The organism is Candidatus Saccharimonadales bacterium, from assembly GCA_035480635.1.
GTDB lineage: Bacteria > Patescibacteriota > Saccharimonadia > UBA4664 > DATIHN01 > DATIHN01.
Genome location: DATIHN010000016.1, coordinates 26424 through 50325 on the forward strand (window position 1 = coordinate 26424; position 23902 = coordinate 50325).

Below are 23902 nucleotides of genomic sequence, written 5' to 3' on the forward strand. Positions count from 1 at the left end.
ACATTTTGATAAAAGCATTGACGTAGTTCAAAAAAAATACTAGAATAACCTATCTTGCTCAAATTTGGGTAAGAGCTCTTTGATTAGAGCGCTCTACATCCCGAGGAGGGATCTGGTATGGCAGGTACAGCAAACTCCACCGACCAACCGACGTGGGTAACCATCGACATCGTATGTGTCGGTGACGAGCCCATGCTCTGTAACCCGATGAGTCGCGACCAGCTCGTGGCCATCGCCGAGAAGCGTCCAGTTGCCTGGCCCGCTGACCGTCCTGTGATCGAGCAGGCCGACGTTAAGGCCGAGCTGATGAGGGACACCGACGGCCACTACGGCTTCCCGCGGCAGTGGCTGCAGGGGGCCTTGAGGGAAGCTGGTCGCTCAGTACCCACCGGTAAGGCTGCTCGGCAGATGATCAGCACCGCTACCAGCACGCGCTTGCGCACCCTGGTGCGGATCGATCCAGTCTGCCTGAGCTTCAACGCCGACGGTGAGCGGTTCATCCGCTTCAGCAGTCACTCCGAGTACGAACGCGATGTCCGCAAGGGCGTCGGGGGTAACGCTGCCAAGCCGGTGGCGGTAGCGATCGTGCGGCCGCTCTTCCGTAACTGGGCCTTCCGCGTCCGCATCCAGGCATCCACCAGCATCGACACCTCGCGCATTCGTGAGCTATTCGAGATCGCTGGTGCCAGCCAGGGTTTGGGCGACTTCCGCCCCGGCAAGGGTGGCGAGTTCGGCTGCTTCCAAGTGGCCTCGTTGGTCAAATACGACGATCCAGCCGAGGTACCGGAGTTCGTACTGGCCACCAACGCCATGACGGCGGCGGACAACGGCCAGGGCAAGGTTCACGAACTCGCCAGCACTTAGCCGGCCAACCGACTTGTGGGCCGAGGCTTCGTGCCTCGGCCCACTTTCTTTTGCCCTCATACATGTGGCAAAAGACAAATTTTGGTCTGCTGAGCCATCTCGTTGTGCATCTTAAGTTCCATTAATTCTGGAGGGAGAACTCAAGTTCTCGCAAATAGTCTGGTCGAGTACAGTGGGGTCGTGTAGGTAAAGGCTTGCAGAACTACGGTACCGGGTAGGGACTGATGTTCCTACCATACCTAATGTTGGGCTAGGCTTGGTTCCGCTGGGTTGGTCAGCGTTTAGTGTGGTTATCTACCGGGCAGCAGCCGTCATGCTACTGCCAAACCTGCCCTACGGTGTGGTCCGGCCTGCTTCGTTGTGATGCCACCCAGTTAGGCATGGGGTAGCGGTCGCCAGACCGCTACTATAACTCCGGTAGGGTCCGCCATTGCAGTGTCGCCCACGCAGTTGTATGGCCCGCATGACTAGGGTTTGGTGGACTTTGGGGCGGCAGCCGACAGGTTGCCGCCATTACCTTATGTAAGGTTTACTGGGTTAGGGTTCGGCTCCATAGGCCTAGCTATTCTGCTGCTCGGGGCGGGAGAACCAAGATTCTCCCGCCAACCCTATTGTTTGGTACTGCCAGCTCACGTAAAGCATAGCTGCGTAGTCTAAGGCAAGGGGCAGCAGCTCCGGCTGCTGCCATCAGTCACGGTGACGTTCCGTGGATTAGGCTTTTGCCAGCCATGGCGTTGTCATGCTTGGTACGGGGTGGGAACCACAAAGCTCCCACCATGGTTAGTCCACTGTGTGGTTGAGCCTGGTTTGTCGTCGTCGAGCTTGGCACACTTAGGGGCGAGACCGCTTGAACGGTCTCGCTGACACTTGTGGTAAGGTTGAGATCCCTACAGTAGAGTGCTATCGGCTTAGCTACGGGGTAGTGGCTCCGGCCGCTGCCGACATTGTGGTCGACTAGCGTAGAGTTGATTACTCTGTTGTGTGTCTCGTTTGAGTTTCCTAAGGGGTGGGGAGGGACTAAAATCCTTCCCCACCAACAACTTTCATCGTTCTTATGGTGCTATCGTTTCACATACGATGCCACCTCGGCCTGATGACAGTCCGGACACCTTGACACTCGAATAGATAGAAAGGAGGGAACCGCATGAGCGATTACAGTGACGCCTTGTCGCAAGAGAACCTCATGACCTGCTTCCCCCGTCAGTACCGTCGCCCCAACAACTCTCAACTGTCTGCCTTTGCCGCCATCGCCGAACACGGTAGTGAAACACTCGAGGCACCGACTGGCACCGGCAAGACCGCCGTTGGCTGGTCCTACCTCGAGGCCTTGGAACGAGCTGGCGCTACCTCACTAGTGGCTATTGCTCCCAACAAGACTCACGTAAACCAGTGGAAAGAGCTCCACCCCGATATGACGGTCGCCTATGGCCGCAGTGAGTACGACTGCCTTTACTACGACGAGGAGGACGAACCCTTTAAGGCCGACGAGATTCCTTGTTTGACCTTAACCAATTGTCCCCACCGCGTTGACGTAGAGACTGGCCAGACCGTGGAAGAGGGCGCTATGCCATGCCCCTACTACCAGGCCAAGTTCGAGGCCAGACGCTCGCGCAAACTGGTTTGCACCATGAGCTTCTACCTCTTCAATAACGTCTTTCGTGGGGACTTTGAGCCCCCCGATGGGCTGGTGATTGACGAGGCCGACCAGATTGCCAAAGTCGTTCGCGGCGCGCTCAGCTACGAAATCACCGACTTCCAACTGCGGCGCAGTGTGATGTTGCTGGAGAGCATCGGGGCCGACGACGAGGCCAAATCGGTCAAGCAATTCCTGCGCAATATGGTCGCTATCCTGAAGCGCAAGCCCCAGGGGCAGCCAACCTTGCTAACGGACGGCGAGATTGTTCGCCTGCTGGATGCGATTGGTCAAATTGACGCCGAGGCTGTTCGGAAGCGTATTGCACGTGCCATCAAGACTGGCGAAATCGATCCTTACGAGGACCGAGAGGTGCTAACCAGGCTAGAGCGGCTGACCCAAAACCTGGGGCGCTATTTGCGCTCTCTGGGGTATGCTCTGCCGACCGGTGAATACCACGCCCTCAACTTGGTGACCTACGCCTACAGCGACAACGAGGTAACCGACGAGAACCGGGTCAACTATAAGCTCATCATCAAGAGCTACCACGTAGCCGGTCTAGTGCGCAAGCTGCTCAGCCCAAACACCCTGGCCATGTCGGCGACCATTGGCGACAACACCGTCTTTGGCTACGAAACCGGCATTCAACTGCCATTCGTGAGCCTGCCGGGTACGTTCCCAGCAGAAAACGCCCTGGTACTGCTGCCTACAGATACGCCCAACTTGGCTCAGAAGGAGCGCAGCCGTAACCAACCCACCAGAGTGCTACGCCACATTGCCAGAGCCTGTGGCGACTTTGCCAAAAAGGATATCCGCAGCCTAGTGATTGTGGTTAGTAACCGCGAACGCGACAAGTTCCTTTGGCTCTGCCAAGAAGCTGAGGAAGATGTCGACGTAGTCAGCTACGGCGATGGCCTGACCCCCCGTCAGGCTCTGGCGGCCTTCAGGGAAGGTCAAGGGACGGTGCTCTTGGGCACGGTGGCCAACTACGGCTCGGGCGTTGACTTGCCAGAGGAGATTGCTCCAGTCACGTTTGTGCTACGACCGGGCTACCCCAACCCCAACGACCCGTTCGCTCAGTTCGAGCGGCGACGCTTTGGCAACGGCTCTTACTGGAAGGTCTGGAACTGGCGAGTGATGATTGAAGCTCTGCAGGTGCGCGGGCGCAATATCCGCAGTGCCAGTGATCGTGGTGCCACCATCTTCATCTCGCAACAGTTCCGGCGTTTCCTGTTTGCATCACTGCCGGAATGGCTCAAGGACAGTTACGACGGCAGCCTGACATTCGAGGAGGCCTGCGGGCGCGTTCTCGAGCTGATGGAAGCTCAGTCGTAAGGAACACATTTACGGTAGAGCCAGGCTAGATACGTTAGTGCAGCGCGAAGCAGGCTAAGTTGTCGGTGGAGAGGCCGAGCTATGGGCCTCTCCACAAACTATCTGGTTCGGTAACGCGGGCTCAACTTTTGTGCCGTCATCTACTGATTGGTGCGGGGCAGCGACTTTGGTCGCTGCCAATCATTAGCTTCGGCTAGGTCAGGCTTTGCGCGCTGCTATAGGGCGGAGTTTGGTCCTGGTGGGGAGGCGAAACAGTTGGCCTCTCCACAAAACTTTCGTTAAGGTGTGGTATGGTTTGCCAGTTTTCGGTCTGCCACATCTTGGGTGGAGAAGCCAAACAGCTTCTCCATGAAAATCAGTGGTAGGGTAGCACGAGCCGTTGGACTCAGCCTTATTCTTGGGTATCGGGTGGAGTACCCAACTCCACCAAAAATTTGCTTAGCTATGCTAAGGTTATCCCCGGTGGCCTACGGTCTGGGACGGAGGCATTAGTGTCTTCGTCAAACCTTAGGTATGGTGACCCCCTCTCCGTTGACGTATGCCAAGGCCACGTAGCTTGCGTTTCTGTTGAGCAGCGAATTGGGCGGAAGCAGAAATGCTTCCGCCACTATTTCCGTCAGCTCGGGTTGGCTATGATGTCGTTGCGTTGATCTGGGAACGGTCTACTAGACTACGGGGCGGGGTTGTGTAACCCCGTTAAAAATTACGGTCTGTTCAGGCTAGGCGAGCCATGCTGACTTTAGACACGGCCGGCTTCGGGGTGGGAGTGACGATGCTTCCACCAGAAATATCGTCAAGTCGAGAGATGCACAGTGCTGTTGTTTTGCGTGAAGTACGGCTCGATAGGGTAAAGGGTGGCCGAGCAATCGGCCACTATGACTTGGGTTCGCTACTCTGTAGTAATGTCGCTTTCAGCATCGCATAGTATTGGGTGGCTGGCTTGCTAGCCACCAGCCCTACGCTAGGATTCAGTCCGGCTTTGTGGGCCTCGGTAGCTCACGGCATTCCACAGCCCGCTCGAGTCCGTTGCATTGTTCAATGGTTCAGTTGGGTAAGCGGCGGGGAGGCAGTTAAACTGCTTCCCCGCCTTTTCAATTAATAAGCCAATTTCGTTATTGGTCTGGGACTTTTCGATAACTTTAAGTTAAGATATAATTTAAGCCGTTTTGCAAGCAAGGCACCATGGCGGAGTGGTTACGCAGAGGTCTGCAAAACCTTTTACACCGGTTCGATTCCGGTTGGTGCCTCCAGGAATTTGGTACAGACATTTGTCTGTGCTGGATTCCTACGAAGCCGGAAGCGAAAGCGTAGGTTCGGTGGACGTAGGCGCGCAGGCAAGGGACAATAAATTGGTTCTTGCCGAGCACCGAGGGAGGTGGCTGCCAAGCCACATTCCGGTTGGTGCCTCCAAGTAAAACCAGGGCGAGTGGCGGAATTGGTATACGCGGCGGACTTAAAATCCGCTGCCAGCAATGGCTTGAGAGTTCGAGTCTCTCCTCGCCCACCAAAGATAGTCGGGCATTCGAATTTTTGCTAGAATGTGCCGATACAACGTGGCGCCTTAGCTCAGTTGGTAGAGCAGTGGCCTGAAGAGCCTCGTGTCGTTGGTTCGAATCCAACAGGCGCCACCAGATTTTAAGAAAATCTGATTTTATTAGGCGAAATCAAACCAAGCCAAGCTGTTTGATGAGCCAAAGGAGAAACCGAATTGTAAGCCGAAAGTAAATTGGTGCCAATTTACGGAGGCTGGAGGTCGGTTTTGACGCGCGGGTGTAGCTCAGCTGATAGAGCGCTTCCTTGCCAAGGAAGAGGCCCCGGGTTTGAGTCCCGGTACCCGCACCAACGAAAAAGGCTCACGAGGTAGCCTGTTTCGTTGCCGGTTTCAGAGCGAAAACCCGGGATAGGGTTTGATAACTAGGAGCACGCGCAGAAGTTTACTTCGAGCATGCGACAAAGTTATACAGAGTAGTCCCGGTACCCGCACCAGTATTATTGTTAGATCTACTGCTGACATTATTTTATGCTCGGGATAAGATGGTTGTAGAGTAAAACTTTTGGGGCCAATATATATGCGCAAAATAATCGTCTTATCATTTATTACACTAGATGGAGTCATGCAAGCACCTGGTGGGCCGGACGAAGATACATCGGGCGGTTTTAAATATGGTGGTTGGGTGGCACCGTATTTTGACGAAGAATCTGGTAAGGTCATGGCAAAACAGATGAAACCGGCCGACCTTTTGTTGGGTCGAAAAACCTTTGAGATTTTTGCATCTTACTGGCCTGAACACACTGACGATTGGCCGGGTATCAATGATGTTACAAAATACGTTATGAGCAGAACCGTCAAAAAGTCGAATTGGCAAAACTCGGTTTTTCTAGAAAGCTTGGCAGATATCAAGAAACTCAAAAATTCAAAAGGTCCCGACCTTCAAGTCCACGGCAGTGGTCAACTCATTCAGCTCCTGCTTAAGAATGATTTAGTGGACGAACTCTGGCTCAAATTTTTCCCATTGACGCTTGGTGAAGGCAAAAAGTTGTTTGCGGGTGGTGCGATTCCGGCAGCATTTACCTTAACTGAGAGTTCAGTTACATCAAGTGGAGTAATTTTTGCTAATTACAAGCGAGCTGGTAAAGTCAACACCGGTACTGTTGGAGATTTAGAAAGTAAATAAGGAGATACGATATGCCAAAATTTATGGTGCTTTATAACTCATCAGCCAAAGCCAACGAGCTAATGGCCAACGCCAGCCCAGAAGAAATGAAGGCCTCTATGAACGAGTGGATACAGTGGCGTGACGATTTACCCGAGGATGTTAAGTTCGATTTTGGACTGCCATTGCAAGCCGTCAGTCGAGTTACTACGTCTGGTTTAACCACTAGCGATAGTCCGGTCAACGGCTACGCCACAATTGAGGGCGAATCGAAAGAAGCAGTACTGGATTTGCTCAAAAACCACCCGCATTTGAAAAGGCCCGATGCCACCATTGATGTGCTCGAAATGCTATCGATGCCTGGGCTTGAAGCTTAGCTAGTCAAACTTAGTAGTACAAAAGGCGCAGCGGGTGGCCATAGCTGGGATTTCGCTCAAGCATTCTGGGCACTTTTTGGCCACTTCCCCACCTTTGGAAAATTTTTGAGTCAAATGGTTAACGGGTTTGACCACGAAAAAGAAGACTACGCTGGCAACAATTAGGAAGCTAATTAGAGAATTTAAGAAAATACCATAGTGGATGCTGCTCTTGTGGATGGTCAGCGCTAGGTTTTGAAAGTTTGGCCCTGATCCAATGGCACCGATTAGGGGCGTTAGAACTTCGCTCACGAATGAGCTGACGAGTACCCCAAAGGCGGCACCAACCACCACACCAACGGCTAGATCAACAACGTTACCTCTGAGTAAAAATTGGCGAAATTCTTTCATTACAAGCCTCTTTTACAAGCGTATCTTAGCATAAATATGGCTGGTGGGCGGTGAGGGGCTCGAACCCCCGACCTCCTCGGTGTAAACGAGGCGCTCTAGCCAACTGAGCTAACCGCCCGAACCGTGTAATTTTAATAACTTTTTGAAATTTTGGCAAGTATATAGCTAGTCTTTTTGTGTTTGACAAATAAACTAAAGTATGATAATATTTAAACGTTCTCTCGAAGTAACTTCTTACCCTCGATTCGAATGGAGTAAACCATGGCCGCAGACTGTTGCGGTGGCGAATACGACCTATTCCTGGGATTCACACACAAGCCCGGCTGCCCCTCCAGGCAAGTCGGTGCCGCCCGCCAGGCAGCCGAACGAGACATGGAAGCCGGTCGCCGGAGCTCTCAAGGCGTCCACGGCGGTTCCTCCACCAGCCCCAGCTACCAGCTCGGGCGAAAGAAGGAGCAGGATCGCCAAGTCAAGCACATCGTCGACGAAGTCTTCGGCTTCCCCATCGGCGGGCGCAGACGACGCGGACCACTGCTCTGACCAAGTGCGAATCTTCGTACAACACCTCCGAGATACTCGCATTCGTGCGGGTCCCTCCGGGGGTGTTTTCAATTATTCTTGGTGAAACTTTTTGACCAGAGCTTCAATTTTATCAACATATTTAAAGAATTTGTCGCTGCGCATTGGTCTGGGCCGGGGCAAGTCAATTGCAATAGTATCGACGATTTGGCCGGGTCGGGCACCCAGCACAATTACGCGATCGGCTAGTTGGACGGCCTCGTCAACCAAGTGCGTTACCATCACTACGGTGATGTTTTCTGATTCCCAGAGTTTCAAAGTTTCCTCACGCAAGGTTTGAGCGGTAAAGGCATCGAGAGCCGAAAATGGTTCGTCCATTAGCAAGATTTGCGGTTCCATGGCTAGGGCTCTAGCGATTCCGACTCGCTGCTTCATGCCACCGCTCAATTCCTTGGGGTGTTTATCCTCCCAGCCCCTCAGCCCCACCGCATCAATCAAGTGGTTAGTGGTTGATTCAATGTGATGTTGCGGTGCTCCGGCCATGCGCAAGCCAAAGCTAATGTTATCTTGAGCCGATAGCCACGGAAAGAGGGCAAAGTTTTGGAAGATCATCGTCATGCGGGCGCTTTCCTGGGGCTCGACCTTACCTTTATTAGCGCTGATTAAATCCAAGATAATTCGAAGTAATGTCGATTTGCCGCTGCCCGAAGGGCCAATAATGCAAACGAACTCGCCACTTTCAACGCTAAAGTTAATTTTACGCAAAACATCGATGCGATTGCGGCCACGACCGTACCATTTCCAGATATCTTCGACTTTGAGGACTTCGGCCATTATGATTCCGCCTGATATTTGGTGGCATTATGGAGCAGTGGCAGCCAAACGATTTTGTTAATGATGAAGAGCAAGAACATCAAAGCAATTATGCCGGTGGCTAGCAGTGCATTCTGGTGAGCATTGCCAAGCTGACCTAAATAGTGACCGACGCCTTGATGAACACTGACCAGAAGTTCGGCGCCAATAATAAATTCCCAACCTTCGCCCCAACCAACAATTGAACCGGTGATGATGGCCGGCTTAAGCTCTGGTAGAGTGAAATGTCGCAGACGCTTCCAACCCAGCGCGCCAAAGATGGTGGCGGCTTCTTCCAAATCCTCGCGCCGGTTTTTGAGGCTGCCGACGATGGCAAATAGAATCGGCCAGATCATTTCTACCGCCAAAACCGATATGATGACGACTTCCGGATAGTGCGCTAAGGCCCCAACCAGCACCGGGAACAGGGCAAAGCTCGGGAAACTCTGCATCACATCCAGAATTGGTAGGAGGAAGTTTTCCACCCAAGTGTTGACGGTGGTGAGTAGTGCCAGGCTGAGTGCTAGAGTTAAAGCGATAATATAGGCGATCGTTGTACGGGCAAGGCTATAGCCGAAACCGACCAAAAAATCATGAAAGCTCAGGCGGGAACCTTGGGCGATCCAAAAAATTAAACCACCAACCACGGCAAAGGCCACAACCGCTATCAACCCACTCTTAAAGTGCGATTGCAAAATGTTTTGGCGTTTACTGGTGCGCAAGTGCGCTGCATACCGCATACGCTTAGTATAACAAGTTTTATAAAAACGGCTTCACCAAGAACAACCGTTGGTGGGCGAGATGAACTTCGCATTAAGCTACGCTCATCTTTCGCTTCCAATTGGCCATAGCTCAACTTATGGTTGAGCGACGGCCAATGGTGGGCGAGAGAGGACTTGAACCTCCACGACCCTTACGGGCCACCAGCCCCTCAAGCTGACGCGTCTACCAATTCCGCCACTCGCCCTCGTCCAAACTGTACTCCAGCTTACACAAGTTATCCAACTTGCTTCAGCTTACGAACAGTTTCTCCTCTCGAAGCTCTAAACATCCGCCAAATGGCGGATTGGTTTTTCGCTTCGTCAATCAATTGGACTAACAGATTTTAGTTTAATTTCGTACCAAACTCAATTACTGGAGGTGCAGGCCGGTGTAAATGGCCCAAATACCGAGGATGAAAACGCCTGGCCAGAGCACGTAAATGTTCAAATAATTATAGATGTCGCGCGGTTTGTTTAAGGTGTTGAACCATTTACGGCGGCTGGGCTGGTAATTGCGTTTGTACTGCCGCCAAATCCGGCCGCTATTGTATTCGATAACTAAGGCTAGGCTGACAGCGAAAATCCCCAACAAAATCAGACCCAGTTGGGTGTTGGAATTAATTAGCAAAATACATCCGCCTAGGATGGCAATGATGGTCAATTGAAAAATGGGTGAACGGCGACGTTTTACAACCATGGTTAAATTAGCATAACAATTTTAGTGGCTGATCGCTAGAGGCCGGCGCCAATGTCTGAGCGGAATTGCTTGCCACTGAAATCAATCTTTTCAACCGCCTGATAAGCCGTGGTCCGAGCCTGCTCAAGCGTCACGCCAACTGCGGTGACGTTTAAGACCCGCCCGCCATTGGTTAGGAGTTTGCCATCGGATACCTTGGTGCCAGCGTGGAAAACCACCACATCCGGATCAGCTTCGGCCGCCTCGATCCCGCTGATTTCCAAGCCTTTTTTATACGAACCTGGGTATCCAGCCGAAGCCAGTACGACCGAAATGGCAAAACCCGGCCGCCAGCTTAAACTAGTTTTGGTTAAGTGGCCTTTAGCACATTCGAGAAGCAGTTCCAGTAAATCGTCTTCCAGCAAACGCATGTAAACTTCGGTTTCGGGGTCACCAAAGCGGGCATTGTACTCCAACACCCGATAATCAGAACCACTACCTTTGAGGCCCGGGTAGAGACAGCCGCTAAAGGGTTGATGATCTTTTTTGAGAGCTGAAATGATCGGTTGAACAAACTGATCATGGGCATCTTGCTCCGAAATCATAGCCGGTACCGGAGCAATCACACCCATGCCGCCGGTGTTGGGACCCTTGTTGCCATCAAAGATCGGTTTGTGGTCGCGGGCAAAAGGAAACATTAAAGCCCTAGTGCCATCGGTGATAGCATGCACCGAGATTTCTTGGCCATCCAAATAATCCTCGATCACGATTTGATCGCCGGCTTCGCCAAACAGTTTAGCGACCATCATGTCGTCGATGGCTTGTTTGGCTTCAGCCAGGTTCTGGCAAATGTAGACACCTTTACCCAAAGCCAGGCCACTGGCTTTAACCACGATCGGAAATTTGGCTTGCTCAATATAATTTAAGGCTTTGGTACGATCATCAAAGACTTGAAATTCGGCCGTCGGCACTCTGGCTTGGCGCATTAGGCCTTTGGCAAAGGCTTTGGAAGCTTCAATTTGAGCCGCGGCTTTGGTTGGGCCAAAGACTGCTAGTTTTCGCTTTTGAAAATAATCAACAATGCCAGCCGCCAGCGGATCATCCGGGCCCACGATTGTCAGATCAATTGTGTTGGCTTGGGCAAACTTGGCTAGAGCGGCAAAGTCTTGAACCCCGATATCAACATTTTGGCCAAGAGCCTGAGTGCCGCCATTGCCGGGAGCAAAATAAAGTTTGTCTAATTTAGGTGATTGAGCGATTTTCCAGCCCAAAGCGTGCTCCCGCCCACCACCGCCAATTATCAGTACATTCATAAGCCCCACTATAACATCCGTCTGAGCGATTGTGGGTAAAGTTAAACCCCACCCGAAGGTGGGGCAGTGCCGAGAAGTTAGAACCCGAAGTGCGGTTCGGCCGGAAAATGCCGCATCATAGCTAGGAGCAGATCTAGTATGACCATTCGTTCCGTCGGTTCAATCTTGCCAGTCCGACGCAGCCGCACCAAAGTGTTGGCGATCGCTCCTAGGCGCTTCGGCAAGTCAGCAACGTCGAGACCCTCTGTCTCGCTGAAGTAGCTGATGACATCGTCAGTGAAACGAATCCTCGGATCGGACATCCAGATGTGGATGTGACGAAGATCCGTCGAATCGGATCGAATCTGTTTGATGGTTGCAAACAGCAGGTCGATGAAGCGGCTAATGCCATCGGCCTTGGCCAGACCGGGATGGGTTTCCTGGCGTACCAACGGGAAATAGGCATCTTCGAGCAGCCAATCGATACCGAAGCCCATGGGTCCACTTCGTCGGTCGCGCGGAAAACCGCCAATTGCCATCATCATTGCCATGGGAGCTCCTTGGTCACTTGCACGACTACTCGCGCCAACCGTCTTGCTCGAAGAAGTTACCCATCTGGTTGAGCTGAGCCTTGAGAGTCTTGGCCGCATCGGCTTCGATTTGGCCGGTTCGAGCTAACCCCAGCAAGCCATTGGCAATCTTGCCTAGGTAGGCTGGGATTTCAGTCTGGTCAGAAACCTCTGCCATAGCAAACCTGGCGAAGGCACTGGACTTTTCCTGAACTCGACGCCGATCTGAGTGGTCATCAAGTTGCTTGTACCACCTGATGGCCTTGAGCAGTCGATTGGCGAGTCCCGCGAGGTTGGCTCTGTCGTAGTCATCGATCTCGCCGGATTTTGCGATGGCCGCAGAGGCTCTAGCGATCTCCATTGAAAGTTTTTTGGTCCAGGCGAAGCGCCGAATTCTGTGAGGTGCAACTCGGGTGGCTGTCATGGTTTCTCCAAACCTCGACGTCAGCATCATAATAGCATAAAGGTAATGTAAACTCTGATAACTTTAGCGGGGGGAACGGGACGTTACTCGAATAACATACTCGTGTGGCCCTAACTCATTATGCCCGCCAATTAACTTACGCTTGTGTATTTTCATTCCGAATCGCAAAATTACTTAGTCACCTTGCCCGGGATAAGTTGTGTACCATATCCAAAAGGATGGTATCAAATGCCTAAGATTAAGGATTTCGATGGCTGGATTGCTCGATTGTCGCTCAAACCGCCTCGTGAAGTCACCGTTCGACCATCGTCGAAGTACCACCAAGTCGGCGACTTAGGCGATTTGGATTGGCACGAGTACTACTTACGCTATCAGATCAAGTACCGATTCTGGAGCTGGACCTTTATAGAAAGGCTACCAAATTGCCAGACGGCTCCAGCTTGCTTGTTCACGGCTCGGGACAGAGCCGAGCAGCTTGAGGCGGCCTTGCCAAGCGTCAATGTCTGTTTCCGAGCCGTCGGCATGTCAAACGACGAGGCCTTAAGAAGATCACAGAACGATCTAACTCAACCCATGACTGCTTGATCTTTAAGGTCTGAGATCAATGAACGGTTGGGTAATCCGCCTACGCGTAAGGACGCGCTCACAATAGAGCCGCCCTCTTCGCGGGGCGGTTTCATTTATTTTAAGGAATTAGTTCCCAACATACTTAACCGTTACCAATAAAAAAGAGACACAAGGAAGTGTCTTAAAGTTCATATTTTGGTGGGCGAGAGAGGACTTGAACCTCCACGGGGTTGCCCCCACTAGCTCCTGAAGCTAGCGTGTCTACCATTTCACCACTCGCCCTCGTCCAAACTGTACTCCAGCTTACGCAAGTAATCCAACTTGCTTCAGCTTACAAACAGTTTCTCCTCTCGAAGCTCTAAACATCCGCCAAATGGCGGATTGGTTTTTCGCTTCGTATTATTAAAACCACAATTTTACGCTAAAACAAGGCTCGTTACTAGTTTAGCGCACTGGCGCTTCGGCGATGGTCCAGTTCTGAATATTGTAAAAGCGATCGGTCGGGTCCATTAATTTAGTCCCGCTGATCCCAACCACTCTACTGGAAGCGGCATATATGTAGTCGGTGCTATAGAGCGGCACGCTCGGCACATCGGCCAACCACTGCTGCTGAAAAGTTAAATATTTGCCTTTGCGGACTTGGGGGTTGGGGTTGATGCGACCAGCTTCCAAGGCCTTATCGGCGATTGGCGCATTATAGACAGCTAAGTTCAATCCGGGATCGCTGCCCTGCGATGATTCCCAAAAAGCGTAAACGTCTGGGTCGGGGCCGATTTGATAGCCAAATAGTAACAGGTCGTAATTACGTGGCCGGATGTAGGTTTGTTCCAACGTCTCTAAATCGGCTGTGCGCACCTTAATGGCTATGCCAGCTCGAGCCAGTTGGGTCTTAATATCACCGGCCACCTGTGGCCAAACCCCGCCGTCACGAGTGACTAAAGTTAGCTCTAAAACTTGACCGTCTTTGGCCCTAAAGCCATCGTTGCCTTTAACCCAGCCAGCTTGGTCCAACAACTTCTGGGCGGCCTCTAAATTGGTTTTGGGCAATTGCAACTTGCCAGCAAAGCCCACCTGGCCGGGCAGTAGCGGCCCAGCGCTTATATCGGCCTGCCCAACCAAAGCATCATTAATAATTTGATTGCGGTCGGTTGCCAGATTGATAGCCGCTCGGACGTTTTTATCTCTAAGGATGGTTTGTGAGTTGCGCATGATCAAAATTGACTGATTAGGTTGAGAGTAAGTATGTAACTTGAGGTTGGGCAAACCCGCGATTTGGCTGATTTGGCTGGGTTCCACGTCTCCAAAGGCCAGAATTTGGCGCTTGGCATAGGCCTCATGCAGCTTCGATGTTGAATCGTACCAGCGATATTCAAATTGATGAATTTTGGGCCGACCGCCGTAATAATCGTTGTTGGCCGTAAGCATTACACGATGGCCGGCCGATTCGAAACTAGAGATTTTGTAAGGACCGGTCCCAACCGGCTTTTGGTTAAAGTCATTAGCTCTCAGCGCTGAGGGTTCAATCGATTCCAGCAAATGTCGCGGGATGATGCCCTGAGTGCAAGCCGCTAGGAAGGGCGGGTAGGCGTTGGGTAAATGATAGACTAGCGTCAACTCATCGATTGGATCGGCCGTAATGCCCTGCCAGCTGGGCGCCACCGGCGATCTAGAATCGGGATTTTGGATGGCGGCCAAGGTGAAAGCCACATCCTCCGAGGTAAATGGCACGCCGTCATGCCATTTGACGCCCCGGCGCAAATGGAAGGTGTAGGTTTTGCCATCGGCGCTAATATCCCAACTGGTGGCCAAATCCGGCTCCAGGGCACCCTTGGTGTTATAACGTACTAGACCGTTAAAAATCAGTCGGCTGACATCGGCCGAAGCCTGAGTGTCTGGCAGGACCGGATTAATGACTTTGATCTGACCAACTGAACCCTCGGCCATGACGGCACCTTTGGCTTGGCTAATGTGGTGGTAGGGCTTACTGAGTTGGCCACTCTGCCAGAGTAAGGCCAGCACCAGTGCAATGGCTAACCCCCACCAAACCACTACCAAGCGGCGAATGATGCCCAGTTGACGCCATTTACCCCAGATGTGACGATTGATGTAATTTCGACTCCAACTGGCCAGCACCCGGAATTCTCGGCGCAGGCGCCGCCGCTGACGTTGGAAACGAAACCGAAAATAAGCAAACATTAACTTTTAGACAACAAGCTCAACAGTAGCGATAATACAAAAATGACCGCCAGAATGATGGTGGCATTATAGAGCAACTTTTCGGCTCCGCGTTTACTGCGGTAGGCATTACTTTCACCACCAAAGGCTGTGCCCAGGCTTGAACCCTGAGATTGCATAAGGATGGCACCGATCATGAGGACGGCCGAGAGAGCGGCCACGATATTAAACAGGCTTTTCATGCTTTTCCAAATTAGGTTGACGTAAGTCGTTTAAGAGATAGTTAACTAGCCAGATAACGATGACGGCCAGAAGCCCTGCCCAAAACGAATTGACGTGGAATGGGTGGTAGAAGACAGTCACCAGGTAGAGCATTAGAGTATTAACAACTAGGGTAAAGAGCCCCAACGTTAGAACAATGGCTGGCAGGGCCAGAATGATCACCAGCGGCCGAATCAAAGCGTTGACGATCGAAAAAATCAAGGCTGCAAAAACAAGATAGCGAACTTTGTCGCCATACGTGATTCCTGTGACTAAATTGGCGGCTATCCACAAACCCAGGAAGTTGACCAACCACCGCAGTAAAAACTGTTTCAGCATTGCGCCAACCATTGTAGCATGAGGGCTCACACGTTGCGAGACTCACTGCTTCAGTTGTGTTTTTGCGATCCCGTTGATACGATAACATAACCCGATCTTGACAGTGAGGTGCTGTTATGCCGGAACTGCTTCTGAAACGCTTTGATGTCGAAGTTCAACCGTTGGCAGATGCTGATCGCATCAACGAACTGACTACGCTAGTCGCAGAACTAGCCCTGGAAGGCCATATCACCTTTGTCCAACGAGAACTCAACTACAAAGATTTTGTAGAGATCGAAGATCTGATCAACTTCCTAAACGACAGTGAGCCGGAGCGTAGTGATCTCGCCAAAGTAAAATCAGCACGAGCGGTTTTTGAGAACTTGGTTCAAAAACTGAGGAGACGCCTGGTATTGATCTGCCGCGAATGCCTTCTCCCCCACGGTAAGTGTCGTTGCGGTCACTACGGTAGGGTGTATGGCGGTGAATGGCTTCATTACTCCCAAAGAGTCGACCACTGGCTAATCGCAAAACCAAGGCTGATGGATTTGAGCGAAGACGACCTCAAGCGTCTGCACCCATCTACCCGGGCCCGACTGCAGCGATACATCCAATTTCTGCAAAGTTCCAATGAGCTCCGTTGTTAGACGGAGCTCGACTTTTTATTCTGGTAAGACGCAAAACTCGTTTTCGAAAGGGTCGCTCAAAACGGCAAATTGGAAACCGGCTTTTGGTAGCGGTCGAATGACTTTGGCGCCTAGCTTAACCAAGCGTTCCACCTCCTCCGTCGGATTGGTTGCCACCAAATCAAGGTGCATGCGGGTTTTGGCCGTCTTGGGTTCAGGCACCAATTGCAAAAATATACCCACCGAGCTGTCGGGTACAACCAATCGCTGGAAGGTGTCGGACTGGCCTTCGGGTGTTGCACCTAACGCCTGGCTCCAGAACTTGACTGCCGTCGGCATGTCGTTGACGTCAATCGTAATGTATCTGAGTCGACTTTGGCGAGCCATCACTTGACCTTCCTGGCCAACGCAAAGACGCTTTTGCCACTGACTTTCATGCGAGTTTGGCGTTTTTTATCCCGAGTGTTCGCCCGACGCAGGGCTTTTTCGAGTTGTTTGCGACTCATTATCCCACCCTCTCTTTGATTAATTTGGCCTTGGAACTGCCAACGGTGGCCGCTAGCTCATCGACGCTAGCCAGTTTAACCCCGCGCAGGCTACCAAATTGTTTGATTAGCCGTTTGCGGGTGGCGGGTCCTACGCCGGGAATATCATCAAGCTGCGATTTGGTTTGACGCTGACCGCGCAGCAGGGCATGGTAAGTGACGGCGAACCGATGGGCCTCATCGCGGACCCGCTGCAGTAATTGTAAAACATGCGAGTCTTTGGGTAGCAAAATGGTTTCGAATTTTCCCGTATTGTCATTCTCAATAGAAAGGCTTCGATTCACCGAAGACGCTTCTGATTGAGAATCTCTGAGATTAAGAGATCCCCGATCCGGAGCGCCCACATCATGCGGCTTTCCGGTCGAGGATGACATCTTAGAAGCCCCGCCAACGTAGCGAATGATTTCTTCCTCGCGTTTGGCTAAACCGATCGCTGGTATCGAAATCCCCAACTCCCCCATCACCGCTAGAGCACTGGATAGCTGGCCCTTGCCACCATCAATCAAAATTAAATCTGGCTTGGCCCAATCGACTAGTGGCTTGCCACTAAAACGCCGCTGAATAACTTCACGCATGTGAGCAAAATCATCATTTCCAACCAAACGCATTTTGAAGCGCCGATATTCGTCCTGGTTGGGCACACCGTCGGTAAATACGATCATGCTAGCCACATTGTCGCTACCCTGCATGTGACTGATGTCGTAGGCCTCGATCCGGCGGGGTGCGCTGGGCAAACCCAAGCGCTCGGCCAAGCCAACCAGAGCCTGATCGCGGCTCAAATCAAAGGCTTCATTGTCGCCAAAGATCATTTGCTTGGCCAAGGCCCGCAGGTCACGTAACTGATCGCGAGCTCGGCCAGCGGCTTCAAAATCGCGTTTTTTGGCCGCCCGCTGCATGTCTTTTTCTAACTGCTGCATCAATTTATCTTGCTGGCCACTCAAATACAGCACCAGGTTGCGGATGTTACGACGTTTGTAAGTAGCTGAATCAATGGCGCCTTCTTCCGGATTCGGGCAAAGACCCAAATGGGCTTGCAGGCAAGCCCTGGGCGGCAAGGTTTCGTGGGTAACATATGGGAAGATTTTGCGCAGCATCTTCATAGCCCGCCGCACTGCATCGCTTGAAGTAAACGGCCCAAAATAGGCACTTTTATCGTCCATCGGCCGGCGAACGTAGCTAACAACTGGAAACTTAGCTTGGCTAGTGATTTTCAAATAAATCCAGTGTTTGTCGTCTTTGAGGTCGATGTTATATTTCGGTCGGTAGCGTTTGATGAATTCGGATTCCAAGAATAAGGCTTCAACTTCGGATTCGACCGTAATCCAATCTAGATCGTGAATATCAGCCACCAGCAAAGTCGTTTTGGGGTCTTTGGCGGTTTTTTGGAAATACGAACCAACTCGGTTCTTGAGCACCGCGGCTTTGCCGATGTAAATAATTTTACCGTCGCTATCTTTAAAAAAGTAAACGCCCGGTTGAGTCGGCAAGTTCTTCAGTTTTGTTTCCAGTTTGATGGCCATGGGACTATTATAACGAAATATTTGACTTTAAACCCTAAAAGTTATACTTTTAGCCCAGTTCGTTTGAGGGGAGAACGATGGACCCTGACAAAGTTTCAAAATCCGAGAAGATTCGAATGGCGATTGCCGTAACTATTGCCCTTGGAGCCGCCATCTGCGCTGTGATCATTGCCAATCGCCCGCTCGGCGAGACTCTAACCGCAATTGGGACTGGTGTCGCATTGGTAGCGCTCGGGACTGGGCTCTACCTTTGGTCGTATCGGCGGGCCGAACGTGAGGAGATCGAAAATGGGTGAGATGATCAGTGACACCTCGACGGAAGAATCCGAATTCACCCCCAGTGATGCGTGGAAAACTGTTCTGTTTACGGCTCTCGTTCTTGGTTTCGCCGGACTGGTATCACTAGCCCTCTCGCACCTGTCCTACATCCAAGACCACCTACTGGGGACAGTGGCACTGTCTTGCGCGTTGCTGCTCATTGTCGGAACCTTCATCTGTGGCATGAGTCCGGATCCACATCGGCCCAGGGCTGCAGACGAAACGGTAATCGACCTCGATCATGAGGCTGAGGAACCAGGATGAACCACCGAGGCAAAGTGGTGCGAAATTTACTGTTGCTAACAGCCACTGGACTGTTCTTGCTGTTCATCTTCGTTGCGATAGCGCTACTCGACTGGTGGGTGGTGGGGTTCTACAACGGGCCAACCACCAATAGCCAGTGGATCCTGGTGATCCTGGTGGTGATTAACTCCGTGGTCGTTGGCGGCGTAGCTGCATTGGTAGCCGATCGGAAGCAGACTTGATCGCGTCCGTAAATGGCGGTACTGAACATTCGTTCGGTACCGCTTTTTCATTCTTCTCCCACCCGCTGGCAGGCATTCTAATCTCTCTCCCCACCAATTTTTTGTGTAAGCTCTCATCTCTTACCCCTGTAATACTTTCTATTGCTGTCGATACAAAAAAATTGGTGGGGTAGCTTTCTTTTCTAGATCATCTAGAGCAGATTGCTCAGTCTATATCTCCCCTTACTTAGTCCTTCGCAATCTGCTGCATGGAAAAAGATAATGGTCGTTCGAGCCGAAAGACTGTTCGTCCGCTAAACGAGCGACGATAACTCGCGAGTCAGTCTTAAGGCCGAACGACAAAGACGCAGAGCAGAGAGTCTGGGAGGAAGATGGGGTTGGAGCGGATGATTGGGGATGGGATATTTGCTCGGAGTGACAAAATCATCTCAAATCTGTTATGCTTCTAATATGACCTGTCCAGTGTGTGAGCATCAGCTGGTTAAGTCCAAAGCTGGTTATTTGTGTTTAAATTGCGGCTACGCTGGCCCGGGCAAGCGTAGTGCTAAATCGCCGACGGTTGCCAGAGTAGCTTCACCACCAGAACAAACCAAGACGGCCAGCCCGGCGCCACAGCTCTCTAGTCAACCGGTTGCCGAGACACCTCCTAGCCCACCGGCTCCACCAAAAAATCCGCGGCCAGTCAAAACTATCACCGTTGTTGCCGTGATTGTTTTAGTGCTGGGTATTCTGCTGGCGGCCTACATTTTGCCGGCTCGGGCGGCTGGCCGCAACTTCCAAACTAAGGTAGCGGCGGCTAATTCGTTTAACCTGGCTGGCAACCTCAGCTTGCACGGTTCGGCTTTTTTGGAAGTCGTAAATAGTAATCTGGACTTTAATGGTGTTTATGCCAAAAAAGGCACTAGCGACCAGCTCAATTTTGATGGCCAGTTCGGTAACCGCAACTACCAAGGAACCATGGTGGCCAAGGGTGGTAACCTTTATACCAAACTAAGTGGTAACGACTTACCCTTTATCCGCTATAACCAGGGCGCCTATACTTACCGATTACAGTCCAACCAGTACTACCAAACCAAACTCGATACCAGTCTGTACAAGTACTATTGCGAAACTCGACCAGACTCAAAATATCCGTCTGCCCTAGTTTGGTACCAGGCCATCCGCCAAATCCAACTGCATTATTCGCCGTTGATACTTTATGGCCAAAAAGCCGATGGTCATACTACAACTCATCTGCGCGGCAGCGTCGATAGCCATAGTTTAGCGGCCGCTTGGGAAAACATTAATAGTTCCCTGCCGCAGGGCTGCGATATAGATTTGTTAGTCAGTAATTTGAATCAGCTAAATGTAACCTATGATCTCTGGACCAGCACCAGTTACGATAAATTGATACTCCACCTAAATAGCAAGGATCTGGGTTTAAGCGGCACTCTGACTCTAAAATTTGATCAATATAATGCGGCCACTGAGCCCTCACTGCCGACAGGTGCGAGCAATTTAGGTGATATTTTTGCTGCTAGAGCCGGCATTCAGACCCGAGATTACCAGCGCCGCAGTGACGTTGATGCCATTAGTGCCGCGCTCAAGAAGTACTTCTTGGCCAACAAAACTCTACCCAGTAGTCTGGCCAAGTTAGCGCCCAAGTATTTGACTAGCGTGCCCAAAGATCCGAATGGTAGTGATTATCACTACACGGTTGTTCGTAAAACCTACACTGTTTCGACCACGCTGGAAGATACGGGTGCCACCTATGCTGCCAGCGGCCCCTAGTTATTTTAAACTGACTTCGGCCTTAGGTTTGGCTTGAGTCTTTGGAACAGCTTTCTTAGCCAAGACCCGCTTTAAATAGCGCCCGGTGTGAGACTTTTCGACACCGGCGATTTTCTCAGGTGTACCAGTGGCCACGACCAACCCACCAGCGGTTCCGCCTTCGGGACCTAGATCGATCACCCAATCGGAGCTTTTAATTACATCTAGGTTATGCTCGATCACCAAAACCGAATTACCCATTTCGACTAGAGCCTCGAGCACCCCTAATAAACGTTTGACGTCATCAAAGTGCAGGCCGGTGGTTGGCTCATCCAAAATATAGAGTGTCCGGCCGGTGCTGCGGCGAGCCAGCTCGGTGGCTAGTTTGATGCGCTGAGCCTCTCCACCGCTAAAAGTGGTAGCAGCTTGACCCAAGTGAATATAGCCCAAACCAACATTATTAAGGGTTTCGAATTTGCGCCGTACCGAGGGAATGTTTTCAAAAAACTCCACGGCTTCTTCGACCGTCATATCCAAGACCTCGGAAATGTTTTTGCCCTTGTAGTGAATCTCCAAGGCCTCGCGGTTGTAACGCTTGCCCTTACATTCTTCGCAAGTCACGTAGACATCGGGCAAAAAGTGCATTTCAATTTTCAAAATGCCATCACCCCGGCAAACTTCGCAGCGGCCACCCTTAACATTAAAGCTGAAGCGTCCAGCCTTGTAACCGCGGATTTTGGCTTCTGGTGTGGCTGCAAAAAGATCCCGAATGTCAGTAAACACACCAGTATAGGTGGCTGGGTTGCTGCGGGGCGTGCGGCCAATTGGTGATTGATCAACACTAATAACTTTATCCAGAGCACTCAGCCCCACAATGTCATCATGCTGACCGGGGACATCGCCAGCTCGATGGAAAACTTGAGACAATTTCTTGGCTAAGATGTCATTTATCAGGCTGGACTTACCCGAACCCGATACACCAGTAACAGTCACGAATCGACCTAGCGGAATTTCCACATCAATGTTCTGTAAGTTGTGTTCGCGAGCGTTTTTGATAACTAGACTTTTGCCATTACCACTGCGCCGCTTCAAAGGCACCGGCAGACTAAGCTCACCAGTTAGATATTTGGCCGTCAAACTCTCTTTGTGTCTATGTAGTTTGTCGGGAGTATCCGCGGCCACCACTCGCCCACCATGCTCACCTGCTAGCGGACCAATATCAATTACGTAATCGCTAGCCCGGATGGTGTCCTCATCATGTTCAACGACGATAACGGTATTACCTAAATCGCGCAAGCGGGTCAGGGTCGAAATTAGTCGATCATTATCACGTTGATGCAAGCCAATCGAAGGTTCATCCAAAATATAGAGCACGCCCATCAAACTAGAGCCGATTTGGGTGGCTAGGCGGATGCGTTGAGCCTCACCACCAGCCAAAGTGTTGGCACTACGATCAAGCGTTAGGTAAGACAGCCCAACATCTTGGAGAAATTGCAGCCGCTCTCGAACTTCCTTTAAAATCTGGCGGGCAATTTCGGCTTCGCGAGGCGCTAACTTTAGAGCCGCGAAGAAGTCGGCGGCTTCATCAATTGATAAAGTTGTTATATCGACGATCGATTTATCCATAACGGTAACGGCTAACATTTCCGGCTTCAAGCGGCGGCCAAGGCAGACCGGACATTCGCGCTCAGCCATATACTTTTCAATTTCGCGCTTCACAAAGTCTGAATCAGTTTCGTGATAGCGGCGCTCTAAGTTCGGTATCACCCCCTCGTAAGTGGTGTGGTAGGTGCGACCACCGGGGCCACGGACGCTAATGGGTTGATCGCTGGCGCCGTAGAGTATCAGTTTGAGGTCGGCCGGCTTCATGTCGCTAATCGGCACATCGATCGAAAAACGGTTGGCTTTGGCAACTGATTCCAATAATTTCGAATACCAACTCAGGCGAGCAGTGGTTCTGGCCCAGGGCCGGATCGAACCCTCGGCAATCGACAGCCGCCGGTTGGGAATAATTAGTTCCGGATCTACCTCCAAGCGATGGCCTAGTCCAGTACAATGCGGGCAGGCGCCATGGGGTGAATTGAAAGAAAAGTTACGCGGAGCGATTTCCGGCAGGCTAACTTCGGGGTGGAGTTCGCAGGCGTAATGCTCACTAAAGGTGTGCTCGGAGCCGCTATCTACTTCCAGCACCTTGGCCACGCCTTCACCCAGCGCTAAAGCCTGTTCGACTGATTCGGTTAGGCGTTGCCGGATCTCAACATCCACACTCAAACGATCGACCACCGCTTCAACTGTGTGTTTGCGTTGCTTATCTAGATCCGGAAATTCATTAACGTCATAAATGGTGCCGTCAACCCGCACCCTCGAATAACCGGCTTTACGCAGATTAATGGCGACATGGCGATGTTCGCCTTTTTTATCATCGATAATGGGAGCCAAAATCATAATCCGGCTATCGGCTGGCAGCGCTAAAACTTGATCAACAATCTGGCCGGAGGTTTGGCGCGTAACTTCGCGACCGCAGATCGGACAATGAGGTGTGCCGATGCGAGCAAACAGCAGTCGCAAATAGTCGTAAATTTCAGTCACGGTGCCAACGGTTGAGCGTGGATTTCGGGAGCTTGATTTTTGATCGATTGAAATGGCCGGGCTCAAACCCTCGATTTGATCAACATCGGGTTTTTCCATCAGACCAAGAAACTGGCGGGCGTAGGCGCTCAGTGATTCAACGTAACGGCGTTGGCCCTCGGCATAAATAGTATCGAAAGCTAGCGATGATTTACCAGAACCAGACAGCCCAGTGATTACAACTAATTTATCGCGTGGGATTTCGACATTAATGTTCTTGAGATTGTGTTCCCTGGCCCCACGCACGATGATGCGGTCTTGCATATAATGACCCCACTAAAAGTACAGAGGTAGAGTATACGCCCACTGGCGACAATTATCAAGAAGCTAAGGGATGATTAGTGTCGTGGTGTTAAAACGATCA

At 51.4% G+C, this 23902-nt stretch carries 23 protein-coding genes and 7 tRNA genes; 14 read left to right on the forward strand and 16 right to left on the reverse strand.

Annotated features, from left to right (window positions below; genetic code table 11):
- The first annotated feature begins 117 nt into the window (after positions 1 to 117).
- The 8 genes from VLE72_01785 to VLE72_01820 all read left to right on the forward strand — a co-directional run bounded on the left by VLE72_01785 (position 118) and on the right by VLE72_01820 (position 6863).
- Positions 118 to 864 carry a hypothetical protein gene (locus tag VLE72_01785; GenBank protein HSX14625.1) on the forward strand — a complete coding sequence of 249 codons (747 nt, stop codon included), beginning with the start codon at positions 118 to 120 and terminating at the stop codon, positions 862 to 864.
- Positions 865 to 2008: 1144 nt separating this feature from the next.
- The gene (locus VLE72_01790) at positions 2009 to 3832 is read left to right on the forward strand and encodes a helicase C-terminal domain-containing protein (protein HSX14626.1); all 1824 of its coding nucleotides are present in this window, start codon (positions 2009 to 2011) and stop codon (positions 3830 to 3832) included.
- A 1176-nt stretch (positions 3833 to 5008) separates the two neighbouring features.
- Positions 5009 to 5082: transfer RNA gene (locus VLE72_01795), tRNA-Cys, on the forward strand.
- 170 nt (positions 5083 to 5252) lie between these two features.
- Positions 5253 to 5339 (forward strand) — tRNA-Leu (locus VLE72_01800).
- 48 nt (positions 5340 to 5387) lie between these two features.
- Positions 5388 to 5463 (forward strand) — tRNA-Phe (locus VLE72_01805).
- Positions 5464 to 5598: 135 nt separating this feature from the next.
- A tRNA-Gly gene (locus VLE72_01810) sits at positions 5599 to 5674 on the forward strand.
- A 227-nt stretch (positions 5675 to 5901) separates the two neighbouring features.
- On the forward strand, positions 5902 to 6507 hold the full coding sequence (locus tag VLE72_01815) for a dihydrofolate reductase family protein (GenBank protein ID HSX14627.1): 606 nt from the start codon (positions 5902 to 5904) through the stop codon (positions 6505 to 6507).
- A gap of 11 nt (positions 6508 to 6518) precedes the next feature.
- A complete protein-coding gene (locus VLE72_01820; GenBank protein HSX14628.1) occupies positions 6519 to 6863 on the forward strand; it encodes a hypothetical protein in 345 nt (114 codons plus the stop codon).
- Here VLE72_01820 and mscL read toward each other — a convergent pair whose 3' ends face one another.
- From mscL to VLE72_01865, 9 genes are all read right to left on the reverse strand, one after another.
- Positions 6864 to 7253, reverse strand: a complete 390-nt coding sequence (gene mscL / locus VLE72_01825) for a large conductance mechanosensitive channel protein MscL (protein ID HSX14629.1) — start codon at positions 7251 to 7253, stop codon at positions 6864 to 6866.
- Positions 7254 to 7294: 41 nt separating this feature from the next.
- Positions 7295 to 7371, reverse strand: a tRNA-Val gene (locus VLE72_01830).
- Positions 7372 to 7865: 494 nt separating this feature from the next.
- Positions 7866 to 8606, reverse strand: a complete 741-nt coding sequence (locus VLE72_01835; GenBank protein HSX14630.1) for an ABC transporter ATP-binding protein — start codon at positions 8604 to 8606, stop codon at positions 7866 to 7868.
- Positions 8606 to 9364, reverse strand: coding sequence for an ABC transporter permease subunit (locus VLE72_01840; protein ID HSX14631.1), 759 nt, complete (start codon positions 9362 to 9364; stop codon positions 8606 to 8608). Before VLE72_01840 ends, VLE72_01835 begins: the two co-directional genes overlap by 1 nt.
- Positions 9365 to 9502: 138 nt before the next feature.
- Positions 9503 to 9591: transfer RNA gene (locus VLE72_01845), tRNA-Leu, on the reverse strand.
- Positions 9592 to 9755: 164 nt separating this feature from the next.
- Positions 9756 to 10082 carry a hypothetical protein gene (locus VLE72_01850; GenBank protein HSX14632.1) on the reverse strand — a complete coding sequence of 109 codons (327 nt, stop codon included), beginning with the start codon at positions 10080 to 10082 and terminating at the stop codon, positions 9756 to 9758.
- Positions 10083 to 10117: 35 nt separating this feature from the next.
- Positions 10118 to 11374, reverse strand: a complete 1257-nt coding sequence (purD, locus tag VLE72_01855) for a phosphoribosylamine--glycine ligase (GenBank protein HSX14633.1) — start codon at positions 11372 to 11374, stop codon at positions 10118 to 10120.
- Between the two features lie 77 nt (positions 11375 to 11451).
- Positions 11452 to 11904 (reverse strand): hypothetical protein, encoded by a 453-nt coding sequence (locus tag VLE72_01860; protein HSX14634.1) that lies wholly within the window; start codon positions 11902 to 11904, stop codon positions 11452 to 11454.
- 25 nt (positions 11905 to 11929) lie between these two features.
- On the reverse strand, positions 11930 to 12346 hold the full coding sequence (locus tag VLE72_01865) for a hypothetical protein (protein HSX14635.1): 417 nt from the start codon (positions 12344 to 12346) through the stop codon (positions 11930 to 11932).
- A gap of 228 nt (positions 12347 to 12574) precedes the next feature.
- Between VLE72_01865 and VLE72_01870 the strand changes: the two genes are divergently transcribed.
- Positions 12575 to 12931, forward strand: coding sequence for a hypothetical protein (locus tag VLE72_01870; GenBank protein HSX14636.1), 357 nt, complete (start codon positions 12575 to 12577; stop codon positions 12929 to 12931).
- A gap of 178 nt (positions 12932 to 13109) precedes the next feature.
- Here the strand turns inward: VLE72_01870 and VLE72_01875 are convergent.
- The 4 genes from VLE72_01875 to VLE72_01890 form a co-directional block, all read right to left on the reverse strand.
- Positions 13110 to 13195: transfer RNA gene (locus tag VLE72_01875), tRNA-Leu, on the reverse strand.
- Between the two features lie 162 nt (positions 13196 to 13357).
- A complete protein-coding gene (locus tag VLE72_01880) occupies positions 13358 to 15109 on the reverse strand; it encodes an ABC transporter substrate-binding protein (protein HSX14637.1) in 1752 nt (583 codons plus the stop codon).
- Entirely contained in the window at positions 15109 to 15330 is a 222-nt protein-coding gene (gene secG, locus VLE72_01885; GenBank protein HSX14638.1) for a preprotein translocase subunit SecG, read from the reverse strand. Before secG ends, VLE72_01880 begins: the two co-directional genes overlap by 1 nt.
- A complete protein-coding gene (locus VLE72_01890) occupies positions 15314 to 15688 on the reverse strand; it encodes a phage holin family protein (GenBank protein ID HSX14639.1) in 375 nt (124 codons plus the stop codon). The genes secG and VLE72_01890 overlap by 17 nt, the downstream gene beginning before the upstream one ends.
- A 116-nt stretch (positions 15689 to 15804) precedes the next feature.
- Between VLE72_01890 and VLE72_01895 the strand changes: the two genes are divergently transcribed.
- Complete coding sequence (locus VLE72_01895) at positions 15805 to 16314, forward strand: hypothetical protein (GenBank protein HSX14640.1); 510 nt, start codon at positions 15805 to 15807, stop codon at positions 16312 to 16314.
- A gap of 15 nt (positions 16315 to 16329) precedes the next feature.
- Here VLE72_01895 and VLE72_01900 read toward each other — a convergent pair whose 3' ends face one another.
- On the reverse strand, positions 16330 to 16680 hold the full coding sequence (locus VLE72_01900) for a VOC family protein (protein ID HSX14641.1): 351 nt from the start codon (positions 16678 to 16680) through the stop codon (positions 16330 to 16332).
- A gap of 118 nt (positions 16681 to 16798) precedes the next feature.
- Positions 16799 to 18358, reverse strand: coding sequence for an excinuclease ABC subunit UvrC (locus VLE72_01905; GenBank protein HSX14642.1), 1560 nt, complete (start codon positions 18356 to 18358; stop codon positions 16799 to 16801).
- A gap of 77 nt (positions 18359 to 18435) precedes the next feature.
- Between VLE72_01905 and VLE72_01910 the strand changes: the two genes are divergently transcribed.
- The 4 genes from VLE72_01910 to VLE72_01925 all read left to right on the forward strand — a co-directional run bounded on the left by VLE72_01910 (position 18436) and on the right by VLE72_01925 (position 20931).
- Complete coding sequence (locus tag VLE72_01910; GenBank protein HSX14643.1) at positions 18436 to 18654, forward strand: hypothetical protein; 219 nt, start codon at positions 18436 to 18438, stop codon at positions 18652 to 18654.
- Positions 18647 to 18940, forward strand: coding sequence for a hypothetical protein (locus VLE72_01915; protein HSX14644.1), 294 nt, complete (start codon positions 18647 to 18649; stop codon positions 18938 to 18940). Before VLE72_01910 ends, VLE72_01915 begins: the two co-directional genes overlap by 8 nt.
- Positions 18937 to 19161: a hypothetical protein gene (locus tag VLE72_01920; protein ID HSX14645.1), complete on the forward strand. Its 225-nt coding sequence runs from the start codon at positions 18937 to 18939 to the stop codon at positions 19159 to 19161. The genes VLE72_01915 and VLE72_01920 overlap by 4 nt, the downstream gene beginning before the upstream one ends.
- Positions 19162 to 19623: 462 nt before the next feature.
- Positions 19624 to 20931, forward strand: a complete 1308-nt coding sequence (locus VLE72_01925; GenBank protein HSX14646.1) for a hypothetical protein — start codon at positions 19624 to 19626, stop codon at positions 20929 to 20931.
- Here the strand turns inward: VLE72_01925 and uvrA are convergent, their stop codons facing one another.
- A complete protein-coding gene (uvrA, locus tag VLE72_01930; GenBank protein ID HSX14647.1) occupies positions 20932 to 23802 on the reverse strand; it encodes an excinuclease ABC subunit UvrA in 2871 nt (956 codons plus the stop codon). It lies immediately after the preceding gene.
- Between the last annotated feature and the right edge of the window lie 100 nt (positions 23803 to 23902).

Excerpts from the sequence above, each read along its gene's own strand:
- VLE72_01785 (HSX14625.1), top strand. The coding sequence starts at position 118 with ATGGCAGGTACAGCAAACTCCACCGACCAACCGACGTGGGTAACCATC.
- VLE72_01790 (HSX14626.1), top strand. The coding sequence starts at position 2,009 with ATGAGCGATTACAGTGACGCCTTGTCGCAAGAGAACCTCATGACCTGC.
- VLE72_01815 (HSX14627.1), top strand. The coding sequence starts at position 5,902 with ATGCGCAAAATAATCGTCTTATCATTTATTACACTAGATGGAGTCATG.
- VLE72_01820 (HSX14628.1), top strand. The coding sequence starts at position 6,519 with ATGCCAAAATTTATGGTGCTTTATAACTCATCAGCCAAAGCCAACGAG.
- mscL (HSX14629.1), bottom strand. The coding sequence starts at position 7,253 with ATGAAAGAATTTCGCCAATTTTTACTCAGAGGTAACGTTGTTGATCTA.
- VLE72_01835 (HSX14630.1), bottom strand. The coding sequence starts at position 8,606 with ATGGCCGAAGTCCTCAAAGTCGAAGATATCTGGAAATGGTACGGTCGT.
- VLE72_01840 (HSX14631.1), bottom strand. The coding sequence starts at position 9,364 with ATGCGGTATGCAGCGCACTTGCGCACCAGTAAACGCCAAAACATTTTG.
- VLE72_01850 (HSX14632.1), bottom strand. The coding sequence starts at position 10,082 with ATGGTTGTAAAACGTCGCCGTTCACCCATTTTTCAATTGACCATCATT.
- purD (HSX14633.1), bottom strand. The coding sequence starts at position 11,374 with ATGAATGTACTGATAATTGGCGGTGGTGGGCGGGAGCACGCTTTGGGC.
- VLE72_01860 (HSX14634.1), bottom strand. The coding sequence starts at position 11,904 with ATGGCAATGATGATGGCAATTGGCGGTTTTCCGCGCGACCGACGAAGT.
- VLE72_01865 (HSX14635.1), bottom strand. The coding sequence starts at position 12,346 with ATGACAGCCACCCGAGTTGCACCTCACAGAATTCGGCGCTTCGCCTGG.
- VLE72_01870 (HSX14636.1), top strand. The coding sequence starts at position 12,575 with ATGCCTAAGATTAAGGATTTCGATGGCTGGATTGCTCGATTGTCGCTC.
- VLE72_01880 (HSX14637.1), bottom strand. The coding sequence starts at position 15,109 with ATGTTTGCTTATTTTCGGTTTCGTTTCCAACGTCAGCGGCGGCGCCTG.
- secG (HSX14638.1), bottom strand. The coding sequence starts at position 15,330 with ATGAAAAGCCTGTTTAATATCGTGGCCGCTCTCTCGGCCGTCCTCATG.
- VLE72_01890 (HSX14639.1), bottom strand. The coding sequence starts at position 15,688 with ATGCTGAAACAGTTTTTACTGCGGTGGTTGGTCAACTTCCTGGGTTTG.
- VLE72_01895 (HSX14640.1), top strand. The coding sequence starts at position 15,805 with ATGCCGGAACTGCTTCTGAAACGCTTTGATGTCGAAGTTCAACCGTTG.
- VLE72_01900 (HSX14641.1), bottom strand. The coding sequence starts at position 16,680 with ATGGCTCGCCAAAGTCGACTCAGATACATTACGATTGACGTCAACGAC.
- VLE72_01905 (HSX14642.1), bottom strand. The coding sequence starts at position 18,358 with ATGGCCATCAAACTGGAAACAAAACTGAAGAACTTGCCGACTCAACCG.
- VLE72_01910 (HSX14643.1), top strand. The coding sequence starts at position 18,436 with ATGGACCCTGACAAAGTTTCAAAATCCGAGAAGATTCGAATGGCGATT.
- VLE72_01915 (HSX14644.1), top strand. The coding sequence starts at position 18,647 with ATGGGTGAGATGATCAGTGACACCTCGACGGAAGAATCCGAATTCACC.
- VLE72_01920 (HSX14645.1), top strand. The coding sequence starts at position 18,937 with ATGAACCACCGAGGCAAAGTGGTGCGAAATTTACTGTTGCTAACAGCC.
- uvrA (HSX14647.1), bottom strand. The coding sequence starts at position 23,802 with ATGCAAGACCGCATCATCGTGCGTGGGGCCAGGGAACACAATCTCAAG.